Genomic DNA, 25,573 nt, shown 5'->3' with positions numbered 1-25,573 from the left:
CGGGCTGTTACCGTGTGGGACAATACTTTGTTGACAAACGCCTCACCCCTCCCACCCTTCTTGATCAAGAAGCACTCCATGGACAAGCCTTTCGAACCTGCGTTTTCCTTCTCGGAACGCGCCCAGCAACTCACCAGCTCCGCCATCCGCGAGATCCTCAAGGTCACCGAGCGCCCCGAAGTCATTTCGTTCGCGGGCGGCCTGCCTGCGCCCGGCGGCTTCCCGGTAGAAGTGGTGCGTGCGGCATTCGATAAGGTATTGGCCACCAACGGCCGCGCGGCCCTGCAGTACGGTCCCACCGAAGGCTACGCCCCGCTGCGCCAATGGGTTGCCGACGACCTGAACGCGGCCGGCGCCGACATCGCCCCCGACCAGGTCCTGATCGTGTCGGGTTCGCAGCAGGCGCTGGACCTGCTGGGCAAGGTGCTGATCGACAAGGACAGCAAGGTGCTCGTCGAAGACCCGAGCTACCTGGGCGCGCTGCAATCGTTCAGCCTGTACCAGCCCAAGTTCGTGCCGGTGCCCACCGATGAGGGCGGCCTGATCCCCGAAGCCATCACCCCTGAACTGGCCGACGGCGCGCGCTTCCTGTATGCCCTGCCCAACTTCCAGAACCCCACGGGCCGCACGCTCAACCTGGAACGCCGCATCGCGCTGGTCAAGCGCGCCGCGGAACTGAACCTGACCATCATCGAAGACGATCCCTACGGCGAACTGCGCTACGCAGGCGAACCGCAGCCGGGCCTGATCGCGCTGGCCAAGGAATACGGCGCGAACGTCGTGCGCCTGGGCACGTTCTCCAAGGTGCTGGCTCCCGGCCTGCGCCTGGGCTATATCGCCGGCGGACGCGCGCTCATCAACAAACTGGTGCAAGCCAAGCAGGCCACCGACCTGCACACGCCCACGCTGACCCAGATGGCCGTGTACGAGATCGTCAAGGACGGCTTCCTGTCCGAGCATCTGCCGAACGTGCGCGAGATCTACCGCGCCCAGGGCAAGTGCATGCTGGACGCCATCCAGAAGGAATTCCCGGCCACCGTCACCTGGACGAAGCCGGAAGGCGGCATGTTCATCTGGCTGACCCTGCCCGACCACATCGACAGCACCAAGCTGCTGGAAAAGGCCATCGCGCAGAATGTGGCGTTCGTGCCCGGCGCGCCGTTCTACAGCGGCGAAGGCAAGCGCAACACGCTGCGCCTGAGCTTCGCCACGGTGCCTGAAGACAAGATCCGCACCGGCATCGCCATCCTCGGCAAGCTGCTGAAGGCCGAGTAAGGGTCCACCCCCGCGGCGCCTGCGGCGCTTCCCCCTCAAGGGGCGCCGCACGCGGACCGGCGGAGCCGGCTCCGCGGCGGCCTCGCCTGCGTTGCACCGCGGGCATATGGGGCGGGTGCCTCGAATCCGCAACGGCATCTTGAGGCAACGGCCGGGCGCGATGCCCGGCCGTTGTTTTATGCTGTCGGCTTTCCCGACCACTTTTGACCGTGACAGTGAGCGCTTCGCAACAACACCCCGCCGATCTCAGCGACATCGTCTTCACCGACTGGGTCGAACGCTGGCTCCCCAAGTCGTGGCGGCCCTATGCCCGCCTGTGCCGCCTGGACCGCCCCATCGGCACCTGGCTGACCCTGCTGCCGGCAATCGCCGCCCTGGTCCAGGCCGCGGGAGGCCTGCCCGACCTGCAACGCCTGATCGTGTTCTCGCTGGGCGCCCTGCTGATGCGCGGCATCGGCTGCACGGTCAACGACATGTGCGACCGCGACTTCGACAAGCACGTCGAGCGCACCCGCTTCCGCCCCCTGACCAGCGGCCAGCTTTCAATGAAAAACGCCGTGTGGTTCCTGCTCGGCCAGTTGCTGGTCTGCGGATCGCTGCTGTTTTTCCTGAACGAAATGAGCCGCTGGCTGGCGGTGGCCGTGCTGCCCTTCGTCTTCATCTATCCGCTGTGCAAGCGCGTCACGTACTGGCCGCAGGTCGTGCTGGGCATCTGCTTCAACTGGGGCATGCTCATGGCCTGGTCCGATACGCAGAACCACGTGCCGCTCGCCGCCGTCGCCATGTGGCTGGGCGCCGTGCTGTGGCAGGTGGGCTACGACAGCATCTATGCGTACGTGGATGTGCGCGACGACCGCAGCCTGGGGCTGCATTCCACGGCCATGCGGTTTGGCGACCAGGGCAAGCTCTGGATCGGCGGCTTCTACCTGGGCACCGTCGTGCTGTGGGCATGGGGCGGCCATGCGATGGGCCTTTCGTGGGCTTACCAGGTTGGCATGGTGGCCGTTGCGGCACATCTGGCGTGGCAATTGAAGGTGTTCGACATCCAGCGTCCCGACCGGAATTTCATGCTGTTCCGCGCCAACCTGTGGTTGGGCGCACTGCTGGTCGCCGCCGCGCTGGCCGGCGCGCTGATCCGTTGACGCGTCGCCCGTGATCCGCGCCGCGCCGCGCGGCCGCGCGACGCCTTCACGATTGAATTCGCGCATTGCGGGTTATCCCCGATCAGGTGATGATGGTGTTTCCGCAATACGCCACGGAGACACCGCATGCCCGCTTTGATCAAATCCCTGACTGTTGCCGCCGCCGCGTTCGCCCTGCTGGGCGCGCTGCCGGCGCAGGCCGCTGCCGACTGCTCCGCGCAGCGCGGCTGCGCCGCCAAGTTCTGCCAGATCGAAAACGACATCGCCGCCGCCCAGGCGCAGAACAACAGCCGCCGCGAGGCCGGTCTGCGCAAGGCCCTGGCCGAGGCCAAGGCGAATTGCACCGACAGCCGCCTGCAGTCGCAGCGTGAAGCCGACGTCCGCGAAAAGCAGTCCAAAGTGGCCGAACGCCAGCAGGAACTGAAAGAGGCACGCGCCAAGGGCAAGCAGGACAAGATCGACAAGGCCCAGCGCAAACTGCAGGAAGCCCAGGCCGAATACGACGCCGCGCTCGCCGATCTGAATCGCTGAGCATCGCCGCCAGCCCGGGTAGCCTGCCTCGGGCCGCGCGGCCAATATTTCCGCCTCTATCGCCGGCCCCGTGCGGGACCGCGCTTCGCAATCTCCCCTCTACTCCCCAACGCCGCACCCGTCCTGCGCCGGGCCGTCAGCCATTGCGTCATCAAATGGAAATATCACCACCCATGATGCCATTGTGGGAAATGACATTGGATTAGCCTTGATTTTGGAAAGATGTTTTCAGGTAATAAGGGTTTATCCCAGGGGTGTTTGAGCACAGAATGCATCTCATCGGGACACAGCAAGCGAACACCCGGCAATCACGCCAGAGGTTCGGATCCCAAGCTCACAAGACATCGGAGGTCTGCCATGAAAACCCTTGCTACCGCATTGATGTTGTCCATGTCCGTTCTGGCTGCCGGCGCCCAAGCCGCTGAAGCCGACCAAGGCCCCACCCGCGCCCAGGTCCAAGCCGAACTGCAACAAGCCAAGGCCTCGGGCCAATACACCTTCGGCGAAGAAGGCTACCCCGCCGCCATCGCGCAGAAGTCCAGCCTGACTTCGCAACAAGTGCAAGCCGAACTGGCCCAGGCCAAGAACGCCGGTGAAGTCACCTTCGGCAATCTGGACTACCCGCCCGTCGCCGCCTCGGAAACCGCCACGTCGCTGACCCGCGCTCAAGTCCAGTCGCAACTGGCGCAAGCCAAGGCAGAAGGCCTGGTGACCTTCGGCAACATGGACTACCCCCCCCACCTGGGCAGCTGATCCGCGGGCCGCACCGGCCCCGATCGCCCTGGCACAGCCCTCCGGCCACAAGCCGGGGGGCTTTTATTTGACGATTCGACCTTCAATTATGTCGAATCGACGTTAAGTACGGCCGTTACGACGATTTAATCTCTACAAATCGACAGCACTCCCGCATAGGATGAGGCCACTTCCCCCTCTCACCCATGCAGGAGCCGCATCATGTCCACCACCACCAAGCCCATCGTTCTGCTGGGCGCAGGAAAAATCGGGTTCGCCATCGCGCTGATGCTTGAGCGCAGCGGCGACTATTCCGTGCTGGTCGCCGATCAGGATGCGGGCCGCCTGGACGTGCTGGCCGGACTGGGCTGCGACACGCGCCAGATCGGCGACGACGCCAGCGTGGCGCGCTGCATCGAGGGCGCCTATGCGGTCGTCAACGCCTTGCCGTTCCATCGCGCCATCGCGGTGGCCGGTCTGTGCGCCAAGGCGGGGGTCCACTATTTCGACCTGACCGAAGACGTCGCCAGCACCCACGCCATCCAGGCGCTGGCGCAGGACGCCCGCGGCGTGCTCATGCCGCAATGCGGGCTGGCGCCCGGATTCATCGGCATCGTCGGCAACGCCCTGGCGCGCCGCTTCGATACCTTGCTGGACCTGCGCATGCGCGTCGGCGCCCTGCCGCGCTATCCGTCCAACAGCCTGCGCTACAACCTGACCTGGAGCACAGAAGGACTGATCAACGAATACTGCAACCCGTGCGAGGCGATCGTCGACGGCCAACTCACCAACGTGCCCGCGCTGGAAGGCTACGAAACCTTTGCCCTCGACGGCGTGGAGTACGAAGCCTTCAACACCTCGGGCGGCCTGGGCACGCTGCCGGCCACGCTGCTCGGCCGCGCGCGCAACGTGGACTACAAGTCGGTGCGCTACCCGGGCCATTGCAGCATCATGAAGCTGCTCCTCAATGACCTGCGCCTGCGCGACCGCCGCGACCTGCTCAAGGACATCTTCGAATCCGCCATTCCCACCACCGAGCAGGACGTGATCGTGATCCAGGCCTCGGCATCCGGTTACCGGCACGGACGCCTGGAAGAAGAGTCCTATCCGATCCGGGTGTTCGGCGCGGACGTCGATGGCCACCGCCTGAGCGCCATCCAGTTGTCCACCGCCGCGGGCATCTGCGCCGCGCTGGATCTGGTGGCGCAGGGCATGTTGCCGCAGCAGGGCTTTGTGGGCCAGGAAGCGATTGGGCTGGAAGCCCTGCTCAGCAACCGCTTCGGCAGGATCTACGCGGGCAAGCCGCTGGCGCTGGCCTGCAACGCGATGGCCGACCGCTGAGCGGGCGGCCCGCCGCGCAACGCTACGTCCAGCCTTCCAGGCGCAGCGTTGCGCGCACCAGGCGCTGCTCTTCCTGTTCGATGTCCGACAGACTCTGGCGCACGCTGTCCACGTGATCGGCCGCGGCCTTGCGCGCCTGCTCGGGCTGGCGTGCGATGACCGCGTTGAACAAGCGCGTGTGCTGCCGGTCGATCTGCCGCTTTTCGGGTTCGCGGTGGTACAGGTTGTTTACGCACGCAAAGACCGACCCCAGCAGCAGGTCCGTCAGCGATTGCAGCGTATGCACCAGCACGGGATTGTGCGAGGCCTCGCAGATGGCCAGATGGAAGGCATGATCCAGATGCGCATGCGTCGCGGTGTCGGTGGCGGCGCCCTGAGCTGCCACCATCTCGTCGTAGCGGCGCCGGATCATGATGAAGTCCGCCTCCGTGCCGCGGATGGCCGCCAGCCGGGCCGACTCGGCCTCCAGCAGTGAACGCACCTCGAGCAGGTCGTACAGCGTTCGCGGCTGCGAATTGAACAGATGCATCAGCGGACCGGCATCCACTTTCGAGATATGCGCCACGAACGAGCCCTTGCCCTGGGCTGTGTGAATGATCTCTCGCGCCCGCAGCAGCTTGAGGCCCTCACGCAGCGCCGTGCGCGACACGCCCAGCTTCTCGGTCAGGCGCCGCTCGGACGGCAGGGCCTGGCCGGCCTTGAGCACGCCGTCCAGGATCAGGCGCTCGATCCGCTCGGCCACTTCATCGGCCACCTGGCGTGGTTTTTCTTCTGTTTCCGCGTACATGCGATCTCCGTTCCAGTGGTATGACCATGTGCGGAACCGAATCCGACCAAACGACCATGCCTCTGTAAGTAGCTGATATGACAACATAAAAACTTCAAGGGCGCCCAAGGCCCTGGAAATAAACTGGTATGACCAGCAGGTTTTGATATGGACATCGGGACAGGCGCGAAGGATGATGTCAGGATAGATTCGCCCGGCGCCGCGCCGGCCAGCCTTACTCATCCAGAGACCCGCATGACTCAACGCATCCAGCACCACGGCCTGCAAGTGGCGGCCAATCTCAATCAATTCATCGAACAGGAAGCGCTGCCCGGCACCGGGCTGGATGGCGACGCCTTCTGGCAGGGCTTCGCTGCCCTGGTGCATGATCTGGCCCCCAAGAACCGCGCATTGCTGGCCGAACGCGACCGCCTGCAGGCGGAACTCGACGCCTGGCACCGCGCCAATCCCGGCCCCATCGCCGATCCGGCCGCGTACCGCAAATTCCTGGAAGGCATCGGCTACCTGTTGCCGCAGCCCGCCGCCGTGCGCGCCACCACCGACAACGTCGACACCGAAATCTCGCAGCAGGCCGGCCCGCAGCTGGTCGTGCCGATGTCCAATCCCCGCTACGCCTTGAACGCCGCGAACGCGCGCTGGGGCAGCCTGTACGACGCCCTCTATGGCACCGACGCCATCCCTGCCACGCCGGGCGACACCGGCAAGGGCTACAACCCGGAACGCGGCGCCGCCGTCATTGCACGCGCGCGCAGCTTCCTCGACACCGCCGCCCCGCTTGCCCAGGGCTCGCACGCCGACGCGCGCGGCTATAGCGTCGAAAACGGCCAGCTGCGCGTGGCGCTGGCCAATGGGGCAACCGGCCTCAAGTCGGCTGCGCAGTTCGCCGGCTACCAGGGCGACGCTTCCGCCCCCACCGCCATCCTGCTCAAGAACAACGGCCTGCACTTCGAAATCCAGGTCGACCGTGCCAGCGCCATCGGCGGCACCGACGCCGCGGGCGTGAAGGACGTCGTGGTCGAGGCCGCGCTGACCACCATCATGGACTGCGAAGACTCTGTGGCCGCGGTCGACGCCGAGGACAAGGTCCACATCTACCGCAACTGGCTCGGCCTGATGAAGGGCGACCTGACCGAACAGGTCACCAAAGGCGGCAAGACCTTCACGCGCAAGCTCAACGCCGACCGCAATTACACCCGCCCCGACGGCTCGCAGCTGACCCTGCACGGCCGCTCGCTCATGTTCGTGCGCAACGTGGGCCACCTGATGACCAACCCCGCCGTGCTCGACCGCGACGGCCGTGAAATCCCCGAAGGCATCCTGGACGCCGTCGTCACCAGCCTGGCCGCGCTGCAGGACCGCAGCGCCCGGCTGAATTCGCGCACGGGCTCCGTCTACATCGTGAAGCCCAAGATGCACGGCCCGGCGGAAGCCGCGTTCGCCAGCGAACTCTTCGACCGCGTCGAAGACCTGATCAAGGTGCCGCGCAACACCCTGAAAATGGGCATCATGGACGAGGAGCGCCGCACCAGCATCAACCTGAAGGCGTGCATTGAAGCGGCCGCCTCGCGCGTCGCCTTCATCAACACGGGTTTCCTGGACCGCACCGGCGACGAAATGCACTCCGGCATGGAAGCAGGCCCCATGCTGCGCAAGGGCGACATGAAGTCCACCGCCTGGATCACGGCGTACGAACGCAACAACGTCCTCGTCGGGCTGGACACGGGCTTGCGCGGCCGCGCCCAGATCGGCAAGGGCATGTGGGCCATGCCCGACCTGATGGCCGCCATGCTGGAACAGAAGATCGCGCATCCCAAGGCTGGCGCCAATACCGCCTGGGTGCCCTCTCCCACCGCCGCGACGCTGCATGCGCTGCACTACCATCAGGTCGACGTGCAAGCCGTCCAGCAGGAACTCGAGCGCACCCAACTGGACACCGTGCGCGACGACCTGCTCAACGGCCTCTTGACCGTCCCGGTCGGCGATCCGTCCAAGTGGTCCGCCGCCGACATCCAGCAGGAACTCGACAACAACGTGCAGGGCATCCTGGGCTATGTGGTGCGCTGGATCGACCAGGGCGTGGGCTGCTCCAAGGTGCCCGACATCCACAATGTGGGCCTGATGGAAGACCGCGCCACGCTGCGCATCTCCAGCCAGCACATCGCCAACTGGCTGCGCCACGGCATCACCAACCGCGACCAGGTCACCGAAACCTTCAAGCGCATGGCCAAGGTCGTCGACGGACAGAACGCAGGCGATTCGCTCTACCGTCCGATGGCGGGCAACTTCGACACGTCGCTGGCGTTCAAGGCGGCGTGCGCGCTGGTGTTCGAGGGACTGACCCAGCCCAACGGCTACACCGAGCCTCTGCTGCACAAGTACCGGTTGGAATTCAAGGCCGCCCAGGCCTGAGCACGCCTGCTCGCGCCCCCAAAACCGGACGGTTTCGCCGTCCGGTTTTTTCTTGCCCGCGCATTGCGTCGCCGGCACATGAAAGCCATGCCTTGGCCCGATCGCAAGAAAATTGCCCTTATTTCGCACGACCGTGCTAAATTGCCGACATGACAGCGAAAACCGAGAAGAGCGAACTGACCTTCGCCGCCATCGTGGACACGGCCCTGGACATGGCCGCGGCGCAAGGCATGGAAAGCCTCTCGCTGGGTCAGGTCGCCAAGCGGCTGGGCATCAGCAAGAGCGGCGTTTTCTCGCGCGTGGGCTCGCTGGAAGCCCTGCAGCAGGCCGTGCTGGACGAATACGATCGGCGCTTCATCGACGCTGTGTTCACGCCCGCCATGGCGTATCCGCGCGGCCTGCCGCGCCTGAACGCCCTGGTGTCGCTGTGGATCGAACGCGCCAGCAACGTCGAGACGTTGACCGGCTGCATCTACGTGGCCGGCGCGTTCGAGTATGACGATGTCGAATCCCCGTTGCGCGCCGTGCTGGAACACAACCTGAGACGCTGGCGAGCCTCCATGGTCCGTACGGTGGTCCAGGCCCTGGAAGCCGGCCACCTGCGCCCGGACACGGACCCCGAGCAATTGGTGTTCGAGGTCTACAGCCTGATGGTCGGCCTGATGCATGACGCCCGCTTCCTGCGCGATCCCAAGGCGCACGAGCGGGTCAAGGCAGCTTATGAACGCCTGATTTCCACGTACCGCAGTTTCAAGTACATCGAGTAGCCCAACCTTCGCCGGCAGAGCCGGCTTTTCTTTCTTCTAATTTCGCACGGTCGTGCGAATATTGACAGGAGCATGCCATGTGGATTCTTATTCCCGTAGGCGCCATCGGCGCATCGGCCATCGTCTGGCGCCACTGGCGGGCGCTGCTGCGCCAACTGCCCGACCGCGCGGAACATCTCGTGTTGTTTTAGGACCAGATCACCGTTAATCAACGCGCCACCTGATCTGGTGAACGGCCGTATCCCGATCTATATTCCGAGTTCCACCCTCCCCGTCGCCCCATGCCGCGTTCCATTCATCTGCTGATCGTCGACCCGCAGAACGACTTCTGCGATCTGCCCGAGTCCTACCTGCCCAAGGATCCGCTGACCGGGCTCGCCGTCCAGCCGGCGCTTCCCGTCGCCGGGGCGCATGCCGACATGCTGCGGCTGGCGCGCTTCATCGACACGACCGCCCACGCCCTCACCTCCATCACGGTGACGCTGGATTCGCACCATCGGCTGGACATTGCACACCCCACGTTCTGGCGCGCGGGCAACGGCGAACCCGTGGCGCCGTTCACGCCCATCACGGCGGCGCAGTTGCGCGCGGGTGAATTCGTCCCGCGCCACGACGACGACGTGCCGCGCACGCTGACCTACCTGGACGAACTCGAGGCCCGCGGCCGCTACACCTTGATGGCGTGGCCCGTGCATTGCGAAATCGGCACCTGGGGCCACAACGTGCATCCGGATGTGCGGGCCGCGTATGGGCGCTGGGAAGAAGACCGCCAGTTCATCGTCCGCAAAGTGCCAAAGGGCGCCAATCCCTGGACCGAGCACTACAGCGCGCTGATGGCCGAAGTGCCCGACGCCGACGACCCGCGCAGCCAGCTCAACCGCGGGCTGCTGGATTCGCTGGACCGCGCCGAGCTCATCCTGATCGCGGGCGAAGCCGGCAGCCACTGCGTCAAGGCCACCGTCGAGCACCTGGCCGAGCATCTGCCGGGCGGCAATCTGTCGCGCATCGTGCTGCTGACCGACTGCATGAGCCCGGTCGCCGGCTTTGCCGCCGCGCAGGCCGCCTTCCTGCAGCGGATGCGTGACCTGGGCGTGCAGGAACGCACCAGCACGGACATGGCGCGCGCGCTGTCCTGAGCGCCCTCTCGCATTCGTCGCTTCCAATGACAACGGCCGCCTGCGTGGGCAAGGCGGCCGTGTTGTGATGGGCGATGTCGGCGGCTGGATTCGTCAGGCGGGTGTTCCGGCCTTGCCTTCGCACGCGACGTAGAGCGTGCTGATCGCCTCGCAAAGCGCGGGGGGCTGCTGGAAAAGCCGCGACACCAGTAAACAGCCCTGCACGGTGGCGAACACCGCCCGACCCGCGGCCTCGGGAGTGCCGGAGAACTTCAGCGTGCCTTGTTCGGCGCCTTCGGCCAGAACGCGCGCCAGCCAGGCTTCGTGGGCGCGAAAGAATCCCTGCAATGCGCCGCGCACGCGGTCGGACAGGCTCATGATGTCGGCAGCCAGCATGCCGCCCAGACAGAGCTCGCCGGCGCCGCAGGCGCGCGATTCCATCATCGACAGATATTGCTCGAGCTGCGCCTGAGCGGGCTGCGCGGTATCGATGGCGCGCACCGCGCCCAGCGCGCGCGTGCTGTAGGCTTCGACCGCTTCATACAGCAGGTCGTCCTTGCCGGGAAAGTAATAGTGGATGCTGGACGTTTTGACGCCCACGTGTTCAGCCAGGTCGCGATAGCTGAAGCCATTGCATCCGCGCGTGCGGATCAGCTTCTCGGCGTGGGCCAGAAGCAGTTCGCGAGTGGTGTTGGAAGTCGGGGTGTCCATGGCTGAATATTACCTACTAATAGGTCGGTTAGTCATCGGGAGCTGCCCTTAGAAGGATATCCCTCCGGCGCTGCCCGGACCGTCTGCGAACCCCGGCCGGGAAAGATCCCGCCCCCCGGAGTCCGCATCGACTGCCATCTGCTTAGCCTTGCACAGGCGGGTAGTCCAGCTCGCCGCTGTCGGTCAGGCCTTGCGTGCGGGCCGCGGCCAGTTCTTGCTGCACTTGCGCGCGGGTCTTGTCGCCGGCATGGGCAAACGCGGTGGCGGCATAGCCTTCTTCGCCGTACTCCAGTTCACCGTTGGCGCGGGCGGCGGCCAATTCTTGCTGCACTTGGGCGCGGGTCACGGTGCTTTGCGTGTTCAGGGGAGGCGGATAGTCCAGCTCACCGGCTTGGGCGGCGCCAATGAAGGAAGCGGACAGGATCAGGGCGGATACGAGGGTCTTCATGGTTGATCTCCAATAAGGATCGGGTACTGCGTCAGGTTTGGGTCACAAAGCTATCTATATATAGATAGATAAGAGGTCAAAAAAACTCAGCCTTGAACGGGCGGGTAGTCCAGTTCGCCGCTGTCGGTCAGGCCTTGGGTGCGCGCGGCGGCCAGCTCTTTCTGGACCTGGGCGCGGGTCTTGTCGCCGGCGTGGGCAAGCGGGGCAGCGGCGTAGCCTTCTTCGCCAGACACCAGTTCACCGTTGGCGCGGGCAGCGGCCAATTCTTGCTGCACTTGGGCGCGGGTCACCGTGCTTTGCGTGTTCAGGGCGGGCGGATAGTCCAGTTCGCCGGCTTGGGCGGCGCCGATGAAGGAGGCGGACAGGATCAGGGCGGATACGAGGGTCTTCATGGTTGATCTCCAGAGGGAAGTTGCGTTTGCAGTTCAGTTAAACTATCTACTTATAGGTAGATAACTAGGGAAATAAAAAGCGGACCTACTGTATTTCTGGTTTCGGCGCCGGCGGTTTGGTTGGGTGCGCTGCGTCGATGGATGAATCTTACCTACTACTAGATAGACAGCGCAAGCAGGTAATGTGAAACAATATATTTCATGACGCGTGGCGACAACGGGCCCGGCATCTGCCATGGACCTGCCCCATTCGGCAGCAGGCCCATCGCTCACGGGTCGTATCAGGCAGACAGCGCCCGCATGACGGCGTAGAGATCCGCCTTCCCCTCGAAGCCGATGCCCGGCAAATCCGGCATCGTGAGATACCCCGCCTCTACCTTTACCCCGTCCGGAAACCCGCCGAACGGCTGGAACAGGTCCGGATAGCTCTCGTTGCCCCCGAGGCCCAGGCCCGCCGCGATGTTCAGGGACATTTGGTGCCCACCGTGGGGAATGCACCGGCTGGCGGACCAGCCGTGCTGCCTGAGCATGGCCAGGGTGCGCAGGTACTCCACCAGGCCATAGCTGAGCGCGCAATCGAACTGCAGATAGTCCCGGTCCGGACGCATGCCCCCGTACCGGATCAGATTGCGCGCGTCCTGCATCGAAAACAGGTTCTCGCCGGTGGCCATGGGTTTGTCGTAGTAGTTGCGCAGCGTCGCCTGCAGCTCGAAGTCCAGCGGATCGCCGGGTTCCTCATACCAGAACAGGTCGTACTGGGAGAGCGCCTTGGCATAAGCGATGGCCGTGTCCAGATCGAAACGGCCATTCGCATCGACGGCGAGCTTCTGGCCGTCCTGCAGCACGCTCAGGATCGAATCGATGCGCCGCAGGTCTTCGTCCAGCGACCCGCCGCCGATCTTCTTCTTCACGACCGTATACCCTCGGTCGATATAGCTGCGCATTTCGTCCTTGAGCTTGTCGTGGTCCTGGCCGGGGTAGTAGTAGCCGCCGGCTGCGTAGACGAATACTCGGCGATCCGCCTGGCCATTGCCGTAGCGATCGGCCAGCAGCTGGAACAGCGGCTTGCCCTCGATCTTGGCCACGGCATCCCACACGGCCATGTCGATCGTGCCGATCGCCACCGAGCGCTCTCCATGGCCGCCCGGCTTTTCGTTCTTGAACATGGCGTCCCAGACCTTGTGGGGGTCCAGGTTGCGCCCTGCTGCGTCGACCAGCGAATCAGGCTCGGCTTCCAGGATCCGCGGAATGAACCGCTCGCGCATGAGCTTGCCTTGACCATAGCGGCCATTGGAATTGAAGCCATAGCCGACCACGGGCTTGCCGTCCCGGATCACGTCCGTGATCACGGCGACCAGGCTCAGCGTCATTTTGCTGAAGTCGATATAGGCGTTGCGGATGGGCGAACTGATAGGCAGCGTCTGTTCGCGGATGTCGACGATTCTCATGGCTTGTCTCCGGTCAAGCGGCGATGGGAACCGGTAGGTTAGTGGCGTAAAGCTGGCCTAGAATTCACTCATGTTCATTTGATTATTTACTTTCAGTGAAAGCCGACCTGGCCTCTGAGCTGCATTTCTTCGTGCTGGTCGCCCGGCTGGGCAGCCTCTCGGCCGCCGCCCGGCAGCTCGACCTGACGCCCCCCGCCGCCACCAAGCGCCTGGCGCTCATGGAGAGCCGCCTGGGCGTGCGGCTGGTCAACCGCAGCACCCGCAGCATCAGCCTCACCAACGAAGGCGAAACCTACCTGGCCTATGCAACACGCATCCTCGCCGACCTGCGCGAAATGGAAGACGTCGTGTCGAGCAGCAGCGCCGAGCCGCGCGGCCTCATCCGGGTCAATGCCACGCTGGGATTCGGCCGCACCACCATCGCGCCACTGGTCTCGGAATTCTCGAAGCGCTACCCCCAGGTCGAAATCGAACTAGAGGTCACGGACCGGCCGGTGGACCTGGTGGACGCCGGATTCGACCTGGCCATCCGTTTCGGGGAGCTCCCGGACAAGCGCCTGGCAGCCCGGCGCGTCATGACCAACCGTCGCTTCCTGTGCGCCTCCCCCCTGTACCTGAAGGCCTTCGGCACACCGTCCACGCTGGCCGACCTGGCGCACCACCGCTGCATCCTGCACCGGCAGAACGACGAGGCGCACGGCGTCTGGCGATTCACGCGCGCCGGCCGCGCCGAGGTCGTGAAGGTGCAAGGCGGCCTGTCCAGCAACGACGGCGACATCGTGCTGGGATGGGCGCTGGACGGCCACGGAATCCTGGTCCGATCCGAATGGGACCTGGCCAAGTATCTCGAAAGCGGAAGGCTGCGGGTGGTGCTGCCTGACTTCACGCTGCCGTCGGCCGACCTGTTCGTCTACTACCCGCAGCGCCGCAACCAGACGGCCAGGACGCGCGCATTCATCGATTTCCTGGTCGAGGCTTTCCGCCCGACCGCCCCCGCTGGGGCGCCGGGCCGGCCGGGCTGATCGGCAGCCCGGTCCTGACAGCTCAGGGCCACAAAACAAAACCCCGGCGTTCCTGAGGAAAGCCGGGGTTTGACGGGCAAAACGCCGCTGGCGCGAGGCTCAGAACGGAATGTCGTCGTCCATGTCAGCCAGGTTGGCGCCGCTGCTGGCCGGAGCCGCGGCGGGAGCCGGACGCTGTTGGGGCGCCGGGCGTTGCGCCGGCGCGCGCTGCTGTTGCTGCGGACGCGAAGGCGCGTCCTCGTAGCCGCCGCCACCGTAGCTGGCGCCTCCGCCGGTGTCGTCGCGGCCGCCCAGCATCTGCATCTGGTCAGCGACGACTTCGGTGCTGTAGCGGTCGGCGCCGGTGTCCTTGTCTTGCCACTTGCGCGTCTTCAGGCGGCCTTCGATGTAGACCGAACGGCCCTTCTTCAGGTACTCGCCGGCGATTTCAGCCAAGCGGTTGTACATGACGACGCGATGCCATTCCGTTTCTTCGCGCTTCTCGCCGCTGGCCTTGTCCTTCCAGGTCGAGGTGGTGGCAATGGACATATTGCAGATTGCCGCCCCTTCGGGGCTGTAGCGGACTTCCGGGTCGCGACCCAGATTGCCCACGAGTATGACTTTGTTAACCGATGCCATGCCGATGTCCCTCTGTTGTTGACAGTCTGCGCCTTTGCGTTGCCGCGAGCGCGCCGGCAACAACATAAAAAAAGCGATGTTGAAGACCGGCTTCATGAAACACGCCGGTCATCAAAGCGAGGACCGGCGATGCTGGGTGAAGCGCGTGTTGATGCGTATTATCGACGAAAGCGCGCGCCGCGCCAAACGGGAAAAGTGACAAATCGATCCCGCCCCGGAAACGAATTCACCGCTGTTGAACGCTGTTGGCGCCTTGATCGGCGACTTTCCAGAGCCCCGGGAAAGCCCGCAGGGTCAGACCAGCGGCCGCAGCGCCCAGGTGACCGCCAGCCAGATCGCCGACAGGATGGCCGCGGCGATAAACACCGCGCTGGAACCCGAGTGCGACGCCAGCCAGCCCCCCAAGGCGCCGCCCGCGAACAGGCCCGCGGCCTGCGCCGTGTTGTAGAAGCCCAGCGCCAGCCCCTTGTAGGCCTGCGGCGCCACGCGGGACACCAGCGAGGGCTGCAGGGCCTCCAGCACATTGAAGGCGATGAAAAATCCGGTCAGCGCGGCGGCCAGCGTGTAGAAGCCATGGCTGGCCGCCGGCAGCAGCGCACAGACCAGCACCAGGCCCGCGACACTGGCGCGCAGGGCGCCGCGATGCGCCCGGCGCTTTTCCGCCACGAACACCACGGGCACCATCAGCACGAACGAAACCAGGATGACCGGCAGATAGACCTTCCAGAGGTCGCGCGCATCCAGGCCGCCCACCTTCGCCAGCAGCGCCGGCACCACCACAAACAGCGACACCTGGATCAGATGCAGCACGAAAACGCCGAAGTTCAGGCGCAGCAGGTCGCGGTGGGTCAGGACCTCGCGGGGCCTGGCGGCCTGCATCGTGCGGGCCTGGGTGCGCGGCACCACGGGCACCACCCAGCGCGCGACGGCCAGACAGACGACGCCCAGGCAGGCAATGGTCCAGAACAGGCCGGACAGCCCCCACCAGCCCACCAGCACGGGCGACAGCACCAGGGACACGGCAAACGACAGGCCGATCGACCCGCCCACCATGGCCATGGCGCGCGTGCGCACCTCGTCGCGGGTGGCATCGGCCAGCCAGGCGGTGACGGCGGCAGAAATGGCGCCGGCGCCCTGGATGGCGCGGCCTATCGTGATCCAGTAGACATCCGTGGCCTGCGCACAGACGACGCTGCCCGCCACGAACAGCAACAGCCCAAAAAGCACGACCGGACGGCGGCCCCAGCGGTCGGAGGCCAGGCCGAAGGGAATCTGCATGAAGGCCTGGGTCAGCCCGTACATGCCCAGCGCCAGCCCCACGCGCGCCGGGTCGTCCCCGCCCGGCATGCCGCTTGCGGCAACGGCGAACACCGGCAGCAACAGGAACAGCCCCAGCATCCGCGCGGCGAACAGGCCGGCCAGGGCCACGCTGGCGCGGCGCTCGGAAGGGGTCAATTTCAGTTTTTTATCTGCCGGCATGCGGAAATTTCAACAATGACAAGGGCGGCGCGCATGCTTGCATGTCATACGCTCACGGTCTGATTCTTGCGGTGCGGCGCCGGCACCCGGCCTGTCCAACCAGATGGAGGACCCTGAACGCGAGAGGATTCGGCGCGCTATAGTACCAAGTTGGCCTTTGAACCCGCTTAAAGGCGCCATCGGCGCGAGTTCATCCCGACGGCTGGACGCAACTGCCGGGGGTAGCTGCCGGGAGTAGCTGCCGGGAACTACCGCGAGCTGCTGCTGCGGGAAGCGACCACCGGGCGCAAGGGCCGGACGTGACGACGGGACGTGACTACAGGAACTGTGACTACAGACGTGACCATACGCATCCGGGGTGCACGCACCCACAATCTCAAGAACGTCTCGCTGGACCTGCCGCGCCACAAGCTGGTGGTCGTCACGGGCTTGTCCGGGTCGGGCAAGTCCTCGCTGGCGTTCGACACGCTATACGCGGAAGGCCAACGGCGCTATGTGGAAAGCCTTTCCGCGTATGCCCGCCAGTTCCTGCAACTGATGGACAAGCCGGACGTGGACCTCATCGAGGGCCTGTCTCCGGCCATCTCGATCGAGCAGAAGGCCGCGGGGCACAATCCGCGCTCCACCGTCGGCACCATCACCGAAATCCACGATTACCTGCGCCTGCTCTACGCGCGGGTGGGCACACCCTATTGCCCCGACCACGGCCTGCCGCTGCAGGCCCAGAGCGTCAGCCAGATGGTGGACGCCGTGCTCGGCTGGACCCCGGAAACCCGGCTGGCGGTGCTGGCCCCCATCGCGCGCGGCAAGAAAGGCAGCTTCGAGGACGAATGCGCCAGCCTGCAGGCGCAGGGCTATGTGCGCCTGCGCGTCGATGGCCAGTTGGTGGAAATCGACGGCATGGCGCCGCTCAAGAAAACCGAGAAGCACGACATCGATGTCGTCATCGACCGGCTGCGCATCAAGCCCGAAAGCAAGCAGCGTCTGGCCGAGAGCTTCGAGACCGCGCTGCAGCTGGCCGAAGGCCGCGCGCTGGCGCTGGACATGGACAGCGAGCGCGAGCAGGTCTTCTCCAGCCGCTATGCCTGCCCGGTGTGCAGCCACAGCCTGCCCGAACTGGAACCGCGCCTCTTCAGTTTCAACAACCCGATGGGCGCATGCCCCAGTTGCGACGGCATCGGCCAGGTCGGTTTCTTCGATCCCAAGCGGGTCGTCGCCTTTCCGGAACTCAGCCTGGCGGCAGGCGCCATCCGCGGATGGGACCGCCGCAACGCCTTCACGCACTCGCTGCTGACGAGCCTGGCCGCCCACTATGAATTCGACATCGAGGCGCCGTTCGAAGACCTGCCGGAAGCGCTGCGCGACAAGGTGCTGTACGGATCCGGCGAAGAAGAGATCTCGTTCCTCTACCTGAACGAAAAGGGCCGCAGTACGGTCAAGCGCCACACCTTTGAAGGCGTCATCCCGAACCTGGAGCGCCGCTGGCGCGAGACGGATTCGGCAACCGTGCGCGAAGAACTGGGCAAGTACCGCAACATCAAGACCTGCCCGGACTGCGCCGGCTCGCGCCTGCGGCCCGAAGCCCGCAACGTGCTGATCGGCCACGACCACCGCGGCGGCGAACGCCACGGCCAGGCCATCTACGAAGTCGAGGCCATGCCGCTGTCGAGCTGCCTGGACTGGTTCCGCAACCTGAACCTGACGGGCGCCAAGCAGGAGATCGCGCAGCGCATCGTGCGCGAAATCGAAGCGCGCCTGAGCTTCCTGAACAACGTCGGGCTGAACTATCTGTCGCTGGACCGCAGCGCCGACACAATCTCCGGCGGCGAGGCCCAGCGCATCCGCCTGGCCAGCCAGATCGGCTCCGGCCTGACCGGCGTGATGTACGTGCTGGACGAACCCTCCATCGGCCTGCACCAGCGCGACAACGACCGCCTGATCGGCACCCTGCAGCACCTGCGCGACCTCGGCAACAGCGTCATCGTCGTCGAGCACGACGAAGACATGATCCGCATGGCCGACTGGGTCGTGGACATGGGCCCCGGCGCGGGCGAACACGGCGGCGAGGTCGTCGCGCAGGGTGACCCCGAAACCGTGCAGCGCGATCCCAACTCGCTGACCGGCCAATACCTGAGCGGCGCCCGCGCCATCGCCATTCCCGCGCGCCGCCCCGTCAACGACGAACTGCCCTGGCTGACCCTCACCGGCGCCAGCGGCAACAACCTGAAGGACGTGGACCTGCGCCTGCCCGCGGGCCGCCTGATCTGCGTGACCGGCGTGTCCGGATCGGGCAAGTCCACGCTCATCAACGACACGCTGGCGGTCGCGGTCTCGCGCCAGCTGCACCACGCGCAAAGCGAACCCGCCCCCTACGTGTCGATGCAGGGGCTGGAGAACTTCGACAAGATCATCAGCGTGGACCAGAGTCCCATCGGACGCACGCCGCGCAGCAACCCGGCCACCTACACCGGCCTGTTCACGCCCATCCGCGAGCTCTTCGCGGGCGTGCCGGAGGCGCGCACGCGCGGCTACGATCCCGGCCGCTTCAGCTTCAACGTCAAGGGCGGCCGCTGCGAAGCCTGCCAGGGCGATGGCGTGGTCAAGGTAGAGATGCACTTCCTGCCCGACATGTACGTGCCGTGCGATGTCTGCCACGGCAAGCGCTACAACCGCGAAACACTTGAGATCCGCTACCGCGGCCGCAACATCAGCGAAGTGCTGGACCTGACGGTGGAACAGGCGCTCGAATACTTCGACTCGGTGCCGGCGATTGCGCGCAAGCTGCACACGCTGATCGACGTGGGCCTGTCGTACATCCGCCTGGGCCAGAGCGCGACCACGCTGTCGGGCGGCGAGGCGCAGCGCGTGAAGCTGTCGCAGGAGCTGTCGCGCCGCAGCACCGGCCGCACGCTTTACATCCTGGACGAGCCCACCACCGGCCTGCATTTCCGCGACATCGAACTGCTGCTGCAGGTCCTCAACCAGCTTGTCGACGCCGGCAACACCGTGCTCATCATCGAACACAACCTGGACGTCATCAAGACGGCCGACTGGCTGGTCGACATGGGTCCGGAAGGCGGCGACGGCGGCGGACGCGTCGTGGCGCAAGGCACGCCGGAAGCCGTCGCGGCAACCGAGGCCAGCCACACCGGCCAGTACCTGGGCAAGCTCCTGCGCCGCACGCCGGACGCCTGAACACCAATCTTCAATCCGCAGGAAACGGCATGTACACCTTGATCATCGGCAACAAGAACTACTCCTCGTGGTCCATGCGGCCGTGGATCGCCCTGCGCGCCGCGGGCGTTCCCTTCACGGAACAGAAGGTCGGCCTGTTCACCGAGGAATTTGCCAAGCGGCTGGGCGCGGTATCGCCCGCCGGCCTGGTGCCCGTCCTGCTGGACGGCGACTTCGCCGTGTGGGATTCGCTGGCCATCTGCGAATACGCCGCCGAACGCCATCCCGACGCCGGCTTGTGGCCGCAGGACGCCAAAGCGCGCGCGCGGGCCCGCTCGCTGGCCGCGCAGATGCACAGCGGCTTTCCCGCGCTGCGCCAGGCCATGCCCATGAACATCGAGGCCGACCTGCCCGGCATCGAATTCCCCGAAGCCGCGCAGCAGGATATCTCGCGCATGCAGGCCATCTGGCACGACACGCGCGCGGAATTCGGCCAGGGAGGCCCCTTCCTGTTTGGCAAGTTCTCGGTCGCCGATGCCTTCTTCGCGCCAGTGGTCTCGCGCTTTGTCACGTACGGCGTCGCGGCGGCGGGCCCGGTGCGCGACTACATGGACGCGGTGCTGGCGCTGCCGGCCATGCAGGAATGGATGCGGGATGCGCGCGCGGAAGCCACGTTCGTGGCCGCGGACGAACCCTACCGCACACATCGCTGACGGCGTCAGCTACGCCATGTCGAACAGGCGCTTGTGTTCGCGGATGGCGTAGCGGTCGGTCATGCCGGCAATGTAGTCGGCGATGGCGCGGGCCTGGTCGTTGAAGGTGGCGCGGCGGTAATCGGGCGGCAGCAGCCGAGGATCATCCAGGAAGGCCGCGAACAGCTCGCGCACGATGCGCCGGGCCTTGCTGGTCATGCGCAGCACGCGGTAGTGCCGGTAAAGGTTATCGAACAGGAATTTCTTCAGCGTGTCCGCCTCGCGCCGGATCTCGTCGGAAAATCCTGCCAGCGGCGGCGACCGCCGCACGTCGTCCGCACTGGCCGGCGCCGCATCGCGGATGCGCGCCAGCGACGTGCGCGTCAGGTCGACGATCAGCGTATTGATCATGCGGCGGATGGTTTCGGCCACCGCGCGGCGGGGCGCCAGGCCCGGATAGCGATCCATCACGTCGCCATGGTGGCGCTCGAAGATCGCCACCTCTTTCAACTGCTCCAGCGTGATCAGCCCTGACCGCAGGCCGTCGTCGACGTCGTGGTTGTTGTAGGCGATTTCGTCGGCCAGGTTGGCCAGTTGGGCCTCCAGCGAGGGCTGCGTGCGGCTCAGGAAACGCTCGCCGACATCCCCCAGCAGACGCGCGTGCGCGACGGAACAGTGCTTCAGGATGCCTTCGCGGGTTTCGAAGCACAGGTTCAGGCCATTGAAGTCCGCGTAGCGTTCCTCGAGTTCGTCCACCACCCGCAGGCTTTGCAGGTTGTGCTCGAAGCCGCCCGCCTCCGGCGCCAGCTCGCGCATGCAGGCGTTGAGCTCGTCCTGTCCGGCATGACCGAACGGCGTGTGGCCCAGGTCATGCGCCAGCGAAATGGCCTCGGTCAGGTCTTCCGAAAGCCGCAGGCTGCGCGCCAGCGTGCGGGCGATCTGCGCCACTTCCAGGCTGTGCGTCAGGCGGGTGCGGAACAGGTCGCCTTCGTGGTTCACGAAGACCTGGGTCTTGTATTCCAGGCGCCGGAAAGCGCCGGAATGGACAATGCGATCGCGATCGCGCTGGAACTCGGTGCGGTTCTCGGGCGGCGGCTCGGCATGGGCCCGGCCGCGCGATCTGGACGGGTCGGATGCATAGGAAGCCAATTCATTCATCTGCGACACCGTCTTTCCCTTTGTTTACTGAGTGGTGCGGGCCAGGACCGCGCGCACGGCATCGTCCGGCGCCGGCCGGGTGACGGCCTCGCCGATGCGTGTCATGAGCACGTAGCGGATCGAGCCCCCTTCCGTCTTCTTGTCCACCTGCATCAGGTCCAGCCAGCGGTCCGCGCCCAGGTCGGGCGCCACCACCGGACACCCGATGGCCTGCACCAGCGCGCGCACGCGCTCCACGTCCGCGCGCTCGAAGCCCGCCACGTCGGCGGATAGCTCGGCCGCCTGGACCATGCCGCATCCGACCGCCTCGCCGTGCAGCCAGGCGCCGTAGCCCAGGCCGGATTCGATGGCATGGCCGAACGTGTGGCCCAGGTTCAGGATGGCGCGCAGGCCGGATTCGCGTTCGTCCTTGCCCACCACCTGCGCCTTCAATTCGCAGGAACGGCGGATCGCATGGGAAATGGCGTCGCGATCCAGGGCGCGCAGCTGTTGCGCGTTGTCTTCGCACCAGCTCCAGAACGCGGGATCCAGGATCAGGCCATACTTGATCACTTCGGCCAGGCCGGCGGATACTTCGCGCGCGGGCAAGGTGCCGAGCACGTCGGTATCGATCTCGACCGCAATCGGCTGGTAGAAGGCGCCGATCATGTTCTTGCCCAGCGGATGGTTGACGGCCGTCTTGCCGCCCACCGACGAATCCACCTGCGCCAGCAGGGTCGTGGGCACTTGCAGGAAGCGCACGCCGCGCATGTACACGGCAGCCGCAAAACCGGTCATGTCGCCGATGACGCCGCCGCCCAGGGCCACCAGGACGCAGCGGCGGTCCAGGCGATGGCTCAGCAGGGCGTCGAAGATCAGGTTGAGCGACTGCCAGTCCTTGTAGATTTCACCGTCGGGCAGCTCGATACGCAGCACGCGCTTGCCGGTGCGCGCCAGCGCGGCTTCGGCGCGTTCGCCGTACAGGGCCGCCACCGTGGGGTTGGTCACCACCGCGATCGCAGTGGCGTCGGCCGGTATGCACTGGTCCAGGGCATCCAGGCGGCCAGGGCCGATGTGGATCGGATAGCTTCCGCCCGGGGTTTCGACTTCAACAACGTTCATATGCGCTTCTCAAAAGCCTGTAATTGCGGCAGCAGCGCCTTGACCAGGGTGTGGATGGGCATCGACCCCGTTTCCACCACCAGGTCGGCCACTTCCTTGTAGAGGGGCTCGCGCCGCGTCATCAGGTCCCGCAGGGTGCCGCGCGGATCGGCGGTGGCCAGCAGGGGACGATTGCGGTCGCGGCAGGTTCGGCGGAACAATTCATCCACACTGGCCCTCAAATAGACCACGATGCCGCGTTCGTGCAGCAGCTGCCGGTTTTCGGCGGCCAGGATGGCGCCGCCGCCGGTGGCAAGAATTATGTTGCGCCGTTGGGTACACTCTTCCAAGGCGGCGGACTCTCGGCGACGAAAACCGGCTTCGCCCTCGATTTCGAAGATTACCGGCACCCGCACGCCGCAACGCGCCTCGAGCTCATGATCCAGATCCATAAACTCGCGCCCCAGGGCCCGCGCCAGGCTACGCCCTATGGTCGTCTTGCCTGCACCCATCATCCCGACCAAGAATACGGGAAGGTCATGCGGCAACGACGCGGTCTTGCCTGCGCCGTCGGCGGCGCAAGGCAGGCTGTCAGGCGCCTCGTCGGAGGGCGCCGGGTCCGGGGCTGCCTCCGGACATGAGTTAGCGGCAAAGTTCATGCCGGCATTATCACATCTGCCGCCAGTTGCCCGCGCACCACACTGAACTATTTTGTTACAGAAACCGATCCCCCGCGATGAGGCGGGACCGGAGATACCCGTAAAATCGCCGCGATGAGCAAGCCCCAGAATTCCTCCAAGAAAGACAAGCCCGCCCACAGCGGCTCCCCGATACTGCGATTCTTCGTTAAAACCGGCATCCTCTGTGCAGGCCTGTTCCTGTGCGGCGTCCTGCTCGCGGGAATGGCGCTGGCACTGGCCTGGCCCAACCTGCCCGACCTGAACGCCATGACGGACTACCGGCCGCGGGTGCCGCTGCGCGTCTACACGGCGGATCGCGTCCTGATCGGCGAATTCGGCGAAGAACGCCGCAACGTGCTGCGCTTCAATGAAATCCCGGACGTCATGAAGTCCGCGGTCCTGGCCGCCGAAGACGACCGCTTCTATCAGCACGGCGGCATCGACTGGATGGGCGTGGTGCGGGCCGGCCTGACCAACCTGATCAGCATGTCCAAGACGCAGGGCGCCAGCACGATCACAATGCAGGTCGCGCGCAACTTCTACCTGTCGTCGGAAAAGACCTACTCGCGCAAGTTCTACGAACTGCTCCTGACGTTCAAGATCGAATCCGAGCTCACCAAGGACCAGATCCTCGAGCTCTACATGAACCAGATCTACCTGGGCCACCGCGCCTACGGCTTCGCGGCCGCCTCGCGCACGTATTTCGGCAAGCCGCTGTCCGAAGTCACCCCGGCCGAGGCCGCGATGCTCGCCGGCATCCCCAAGGCCCCGTCGCGCTTCAACCCGATCGCCAACCGCCCGCGCGCCGAACTGCGCCAGCGCTACGTGCTGGGACGCATGCATTCGCTGGGCTACCTGACCGAACCCGAGTACAAGCAGGCGATGGCGCAGCCCATCGTCATGAAATCGGCGGAAGGCACGCCGGCCGGCGGCTATTCCATCCATGGCGAGTACGTGGCGGAACTGGCGCGCCAGCTGCTGTACAACGTGTACCAGGACAACGTCTATTCGCGCGGCATCAACATCTACACCACCGTGCAGTCCAAGGACCAGGAAGCGGCTTATCGCGCCGTGCGCGAAGGCGTCCTGGAATACACGCGCCGGGCCCCCTACCCCGGCCCCGAGGAGCAGCTCGACCTGCCCCCGGGCACCGAGAACAACCCCGCCGCCCTGGACGAATTCCTGGATGGCGTGTTCGACAAGTTCTCCGACAGCGGCGACCTCCTGACCGCCGTGGTGCTGTCCGCCAGCCCGACTGAAGTGAAGCTGGCGCGCAGCTCGCGCGAGATCATCACCGTCACCGACAAGAAGGTGCTGGGCGTGGTCGCCCGCGCGCTGAACGACAAGGCCAAGCCGGAACAGCGCATCAAGCGCGGCTCCGTGGTCTACATCCGCAAGTTCGGCGACAACTGGGAAATCATCAACCTGCCTTCGGTGCAGGCGGCCTTCGTGGCGCTGTCGCCGCAGGACGGCGCCATCCGCGCCATGGTGGGCGGCTTCGACTTCTACCGCGGCAACTTCAACCGCGTCACGCAGGCATGGCGCCAGCCGGGTTCGAACATCAAGCCCTTCATCTACGCCGCGTCGCTGGAACGCGGCCTGACGCCGGGCACCCAGATCTCGGACCAGCCGTTCGAGCTGACCGCCGCGCAGACCGGCTCCAAGGCCTGGAACCCCAAGAACTACGGCAATCAGTATGAACCCATGCTGACGCTGCGCCAGGGCCTGTACAAGTCCAAGAACATGGTGTCGATCCGTATCCTGCAGGCCATCGGCCCGCAGTACGCGCAGGACTACCTGACCCGCTTCGGCTTCGACAAGGCCCGCCAGCCGGCCGTGCTGCCGCTGGCGCTGGGCGCCGGTTCCGTGACGCCGCTGCAACTGGCGGGCGCCTTCTCGGTGTTTGCCAATGGCGGCTACCGCGTCACGCCCTACCTGATCGACCGCGTCACCGACAGCAGCGGCAAGGTCATCATGCAGTCCAAGCCGGTCGTTGCGGGCGACGCCGCGGCCCGCGCCATCGATCCGCGCACCGCCTGGGTCATGGACGACATCCTGCGCGGCGTGGCCACCTACGGCACCGCGGCCCGCGCCCGCGTCCTGCTCAAGCGCAACGACATCGCCGGCAAGACGGGCACCACCAACGAATCCGTGGACGCCTGGTTCTCCGGCTACACGCCCAACCTGGTGGCCACCGCCTGGCTCGGCTTCGACCAGCCCAAGTCGCTGGGTTCGCGCGAAACCGGCGGCGGCGTGGCCATGCCGATCTGGGTCGACTACATGCAGGACGTGCTCAAGGGCGTGCCCGAAGAGAAGCCCCGCGCCCGTCCGGACGGCCTGCTTGTGGAAAACGGCGAATTCTATTTCTCGGAATTCCCGCCTGGACAAGCCGTGGCCCGCCTGGGCCTGCCGGAAGCCGACACGCTCGGAGAATTCCTCAATGGCCTGAGCAGCAGCTCGGGCGAGGACACCCGGATCAAGGTCGCCCCTGGCGTGGGCACGCAGACCAACACGCCCTGGTCGCAGAAGATTCCGTTCTGATGCAAAAAAGGCCGGCCCGATGGGCCGGCCT

General features: G+C 65.7%; 22 protein-coding genes. 12 read left to right on the top strand and 10 right to left on the bottom strand.

Features of this window, described 5'->3' with window-relative positions; all coding sequences use genetic code 11:
• The first annotated feature begins 78 nt into the window (after nt 1-78).
• From ABE485_RS01435 to ABE485_RS01415, 5 genes are all read left to right on the top strand, one after another.
• The gene (locus ABE485_RS01435) at nt 79-1,275 is read left to right on the top strand and encodes a PLP-dependent aminotransferase family protein (protein ID WP_346512920.1); all 1,197 of its coding nucleotides are present in this window, start codon (nt 79-81) and stop codon (nt 1,273-1,275) included.
• 215 nt (nt 1,276-1,490) lie between these two features.
• Nucleotides 1,491-2,417, top strand: a complete 927-nt coding sequence (gene ubiA, locus ABE485_RS01430) for a 4-hydroxybenzoate octaprenyltransferase (protein WP_346512919.1) — start codon at nt 1,491-1,493, stop codon at nt 2,415-2,417.
• A gap of 126 nt (nt 2,418-2,543) precedes the next feature.
• Complete coding sequence (locus tag ABE485_RS01425; RefSeq protein WP_346512918.1) at nt 2,544-2,948, top strand: DUF1090 domain-containing protein; 405 nt, start codon at nt 2,544-2,546, stop codon at nt 2,946-2,948.
• A 357-nt stretch (nt 2,949-3,305) separates the two neighbouring features.
• On the top strand, nt 3,306-3,701 hold the full coding sequence (locus ABE485_RS01420) for a DUF4148 domain-containing protein (RefSeq protein ID WP_346512916.1): 396 nt from the start codon (nt 3,306-3,308) through the stop codon (nt 3,699-3,701).
• Between the two features lie 201 nt (nt 3,702-3,902).
• On the top strand, nt 3,903-5,021 hold the full coding sequence (locus ABE485_RS01415; protein ID WP_346512915.1) for a saccharopine dehydrogenase family protein: 1,119 nt from the start codon (nt 3,903-3,905) through the stop codon (nt 5,019-5,021).
• Between the two features lie 22 nt (nt 5,022-5,043).
• On the opposite strand, the gene glcC is transcribed toward ABE485_RS01415, so the two are convergent.
• Nucleotides 5,044-5,808, bottom strand: coding sequence for a transcriptional regulator GlcC (gene glcC, locus ABE485_RS01410; RefSeq protein WP_346512913.1), 765 nt, complete (start codon nt 5,806-5,808; stop codon nt 5,044-5,046).
• A 234-nt stretch (nt 5,809-6,042) separates the two neighbouring features.
• Between glcC and ABE485_RS01405 the strand changes: the two genes are divergently transcribed.
• The 3 genes from ABE485_RS01405 (at nt 6,043) to ABE485_RS01395 (ending at nt 10,120) form a co-directional block, all read left to right on the top strand.
• The gene (locus ABE485_RS01405) at nt 6,043-8,217 is read left to right on the top strand and encodes a malate synthase G (protein WP_346512912.1); all 2,175 of its coding nucleotides are present in this window, start codon (nt 6,043-6,045) and stop codon (nt 8,215-8,217) included.
• 149 nt (nt 8,218-8,366) lie between these two features.
• Nucleotides 8,367-8,984, top strand: coding sequence for a TetR/AcrR family transcriptional regulator (locus tag ABE485_RS01400; protein ID WP_346512911.1), 618 nt, complete (start codon nt 8,367-8,369; stop codon nt 8,982-8,984).
• A gap of 281 nt (nt 8,985-9,265) precedes the next feature.
• Complete coding sequence (locus ABE485_RS01395) at nt 9,266-10,120, top strand: cysteine hydrolase (RefSeq protein WP_346512910.1); 855 nt, start codon at nt 9,266-9,268, stop codon at nt 10,118-10,120.
• Nucleotides 10,121-10,213: 93 nt separating this feature from the next.
• On the opposite strand, the gene ABE485_RS01390 is transcribed toward ABE485_RS01395, so the two are convergent.
• The 4 genes from ABE485_RS01390 to ABE485_RS01375 all read right to left on the bottom strand — a co-directional run bounded on the left by ABE485_RS01390 (nt 10,214) and on the right by ABE485_RS01375 (nt 13,098).
• Entirely contained in the window at nt 10,214-10,810 is a 597-nt protein-coding gene (locus tag ABE485_RS01390) for a TetR/AcrR family transcriptional regulator (protein ID WP_346512909.1), read from the bottom strand.
• Nucleotides 10,811-10,952: 142 nt separating this feature from the next.
• The gene (locus tag ABE485_RS01385; RefSeq protein WP_346512908.1) at nt 10,953-11,258 is read right to left on the bottom strand and encodes a DUF4148 domain-containing protein; all 306 of its coding nucleotides are present in this window, start codon (nt 11,256-11,258) and stop codon (nt 10,953-10,955) included.
• Nucleotides 11,259-11,344: 86 nt separating this feature from the next.
• On the bottom strand, nt 11,345-11,650 hold the full coding sequence (locus ABE485_RS01380) for a DUF4148 domain-containing protein (RefSeq protein WP_346512907.1): 306 nt from the start codon (nt 11,648-11,650) through the stop codon (nt 11,345-11,347).
• 281 nt (nt 11,651-11,931) lie between these two features.
• Nucleotides 11,932-13,098, bottom strand: coding sequence for a mandelate racemase/muconate lactonizing enzyme family protein (locus ABE485_RS01375; protein ID WP_346512906.1), 1,167 nt, complete (start codon nt 13,096-13,098; stop codon nt 11,932-11,934).
• A 95-nt stretch (nt 13,099-13,193) separates the two neighbouring features.
• Between ABE485_RS01375 and ABE485_RS01370 the strand changes: the two genes are divergently transcribed.
• Complete coding sequence (locus tag ABE485_RS01370; protein WP_346512905.1) at nt 13,194-14,120, top strand: LysR family transcriptional regulator; 927 nt, start codon at nt 13,194-13,196, stop codon at nt 14,118-14,120.
• Between the two features lie 99 nt (nt 14,121-14,219).
• Here the strand turns inward: ABE485_RS01370 and ssb are convergent, their stop codons facing one another.
• Both ssb and ABE485_RS01360 read right to left on the bottom strand, forming a co-directional pair.
• Complete coding sequence (gene ssb, locus ABE485_RS01365) at nt 14,220-14,738, bottom strand: single-stranded DNA-binding protein (protein WP_346512904.1); 519 nt, start codon at nt 14,736-14,738, stop codon at nt 14,220-14,222.
• A 294-nt stretch (nt 14,739-15,032) separates the two neighbouring features.
• Nucleotides 15,033-16,217, bottom strand: a complete 1,185-nt coding sequence (locus tag ABE485_RS01360; protein WP_346512903.1) for an MFS transporter — start codon at nt 16,215-16,217, stop codon at nt 15,033-15,035.
• 339 nt (nt 16,218-16,556) lie between these two features.
• Between ABE485_RS01360 and uvrA the strand changes: the two genes are divergently transcribed.
• Together uvrA and ABE485_RS01350 are read left to right on the top strand one after the other, a co-directional pair.
• The gene (gene uvrA / locus ABE485_RS01355) at nt 16,557-19,412 is read left to right on the top strand and encodes an excinuclease ABC subunit UvrA (RefSeq protein ID WP_346512901.1); all 2,856 of its coding nucleotides are present in this window, start codon (nt 16,557-16,559) and stop codon (nt 19,410-19,412) included.
• Nucleotides 19,413-19,441: 29 nt separating this feature from the next.
• A complete protein-coding gene (locus ABE485_RS01350) occupies nt 19,442-20,104 on the top strand; it encodes a glutathione S-transferase family protein (protein ID WP_346512899.1) in 663 nt (220 codons plus the stop codon).
• A gap of 9 nt (nt 20,105-20,113) precedes the next feature.
• Here ABE485_RS01350 and ABE485_RS01345 read toward each other — a convergent pair whose 3' ends face one another.
• Genes ABE485_RS01345 through ABE485_RS01335 form a run of 3 tightly spaced genes read right to left on the bottom strand, consistent with a single transcriptional unit; the run spans nt 20,114 to nt 22,980 of the window.
• Complete coding sequence (locus tag ABE485_RS01345; protein WP_346512898.1) at nt 20,114-21,241, bottom strand: deoxyguanosinetriphosphate triphosphohydrolase; 1,128 nt, start codon at nt 21,239-21,241, stop codon at nt 20,114-20,116.
• Nucleotides 21,242-21,265: 24 nt separating this feature from the next.
• Entirely contained in the window at nt 21,266-22,342 is a 1,077-nt protein-coding gene (gene aroB / locus ABE485_RS01340; RefSeq protein ID WP_346512897.1) for a 3-dehydroquinate synthase, read from the bottom strand.
• Nucleotides 22,339-22,980, bottom strand: coding sequence for a shikimate kinase (locus ABE485_RS01335; protein ID WP_346512895.1), 642 nt, complete (start codon nt 22,978-22,980; stop codon nt 22,339-22,341). The genes aroB and ABE485_RS01335 overlap by 4 nt, the downstream gene beginning before the upstream one ends.
• A 114-nt stretch (nt 22,981-23,094) precedes the next feature.
• On the opposite strand from ABE485_RS01335, the gene ABE485_RS01330 reads away from it, so the two are divergent.
• The gene (locus tag ABE485_RS01330) at nt 23,095-25,542 is read left to right on the top strand and encodes a penicillin-binding protein 1A (protein ID WP_346512894.1); all 2,448 of its coding nucleotides are present in this window, start codon (nt 23,095-23,097) and stop codon (nt 25,540-25,542) included.
• Nucleotides 25,543-25,573 lie beyond the last annotated feature (31 nt).

It is taken from the genome of Achromobacter spanius, from assembly GCF_039673305.1.
GTDB lineage: Bacteria > Pseudomonadota > Gammaproteobacteria > Burkholderiales > Burkholderiaceae_B > Achromobacter > Achromobacter spanius_F.
The sequence above is the reverse complement of the archived record's forward strand: the minus strand, read 5'-3'. Positions and strand labels throughout refer to the sequence as shown.

Bases quoted from the DNA above. Each gene is read 5' to 3' on its own strand.
- ABE485_RS01435 (WP_346512920.1), top strand. From the start codon at position 79: ATGGACAAGCCTTTCGAACCTGCGTTTTCCTTCTCGGAACGCGCCCAG.
- ABE485_RS01425 (WP_346512918.1), top strand. From the start codon at position 2,544: ATGCCCGCTTTGATCAAATCCCTGACTGTTGCCGCCGCCGCGTTCGCC.
- ABE485_RS01420 (WP_346512916.1), top strand. From the start codon at position 3,306: ATGAAAACCCTTGCTACCGCATTGATGTTGTCCATGTCCGTTCTGGCT.
- ABE485_RS01415 (WP_346512915.1), top strand. From the start codon at position 3,903: ATGTCCACCACCACCAAGCCCATCGTTCTGCTGGGCGCAGGAAAAATC.
- glcC (WP_346512913.1), bottom strand. From the start codon at position 5,808: ATGTACGCGGAAACAGAAGAAAAACCACGCCAGGTGGCCGATGAAGTG.
- ABE485_RS01405 (WP_346512912.1), top strand. From the start codon at position 6,043: ATGACTCAACGCATCCAGCACCACGGCCTGCAAGTGGCGGCCAATCTC.
- ABE485_RS01400 (WP_346512911.1), top strand. From the start codon at position 8,367: ATGACAGCGAAAACCGAGAAGAGCGAACTGACCTTCGCCGCCATCGTG.
- ABE485_RS01395 (WP_346512910.1), top strand. From the start codon at position 9,266: ATGCCGCGTTCCATTCATCTGCTGATCGTCGACCCGCAGAACGACTTC.
- ABE485_RS01390 (WP_346512909.1), bottom strand. From the start codon at position 10,810: ATGGACACCCCGACTTCCAACACCACTCGCGAACTGCTTCTGGCCCAC.
- ABE485_RS01385 (WP_346512908.1), bottom strand. From the start codon at position 11,258: ATGAAGACCCTCGTATCCGCCCTGATCCTGTCCGCTTCCTTCATTGGC.
- ABE485_RS01380 (WP_346512907.1), bottom strand. From the start codon at position 11,650: ATGAAGACCCTCGTATCCGCCCTGATCCTGTCCGCCTCCTTCATCGGC.
- ABE485_RS01375 (WP_346512906.1), bottom strand. From the start codon at position 13,098: ATGAGAATCGTCGACATCCGCGAACAGACGCTGCCTATCAGTTCGCCC.
- ssb (WP_346512904.1), bottom strand. From the start codon at position 14,738: ATGGCATCGGTTAACAAAGTCATACTCGTGGGCAATCTGGGTCGCGAC.
- ABE485_RS01360 (WP_346512903.1), bottom strand. From the start codon at position 16,217: ATGCCGGCAGATAAAAAACTGAAATTGACCCCTTCCGAGCGCCGCGCC.
- ABE485_RS01350 (WP_346512899.1), top strand. From the start codon at position 19,442: ATGTACACCTTGATCATCGGCAACAAGAACTACTCCTCGTGGTCCATG.
- ABE485_RS01345 (WP_346512898.1), bottom strand. From the start codon at position 21,241: ATGAATGAATTGGCTTCCTATGCATCCGACCCGTCCAGATCGCGCGGC.
- aroB (WP_346512897.1), bottom strand. From the start codon at position 22,342: ATGAACGTTGTTGAAGTCGAAACCCCGGGCGGAAGCTATCCGATCCAC.
- ABE485_RS01335 (WP_346512895.1), bottom strand. From the start codon at position 22,980: ATGAACTTTGCCGCTAACTCATGTCCGGAGGCAGCCCCGGACCCGGCG.
- ABE485_RS01330 (WP_346512894.1), top strand. From the start codon at position 23,095: ATGAGCAAGCCCCAGAATTCCTCCAAGAAAGACAAGCCCGCCCACAGC.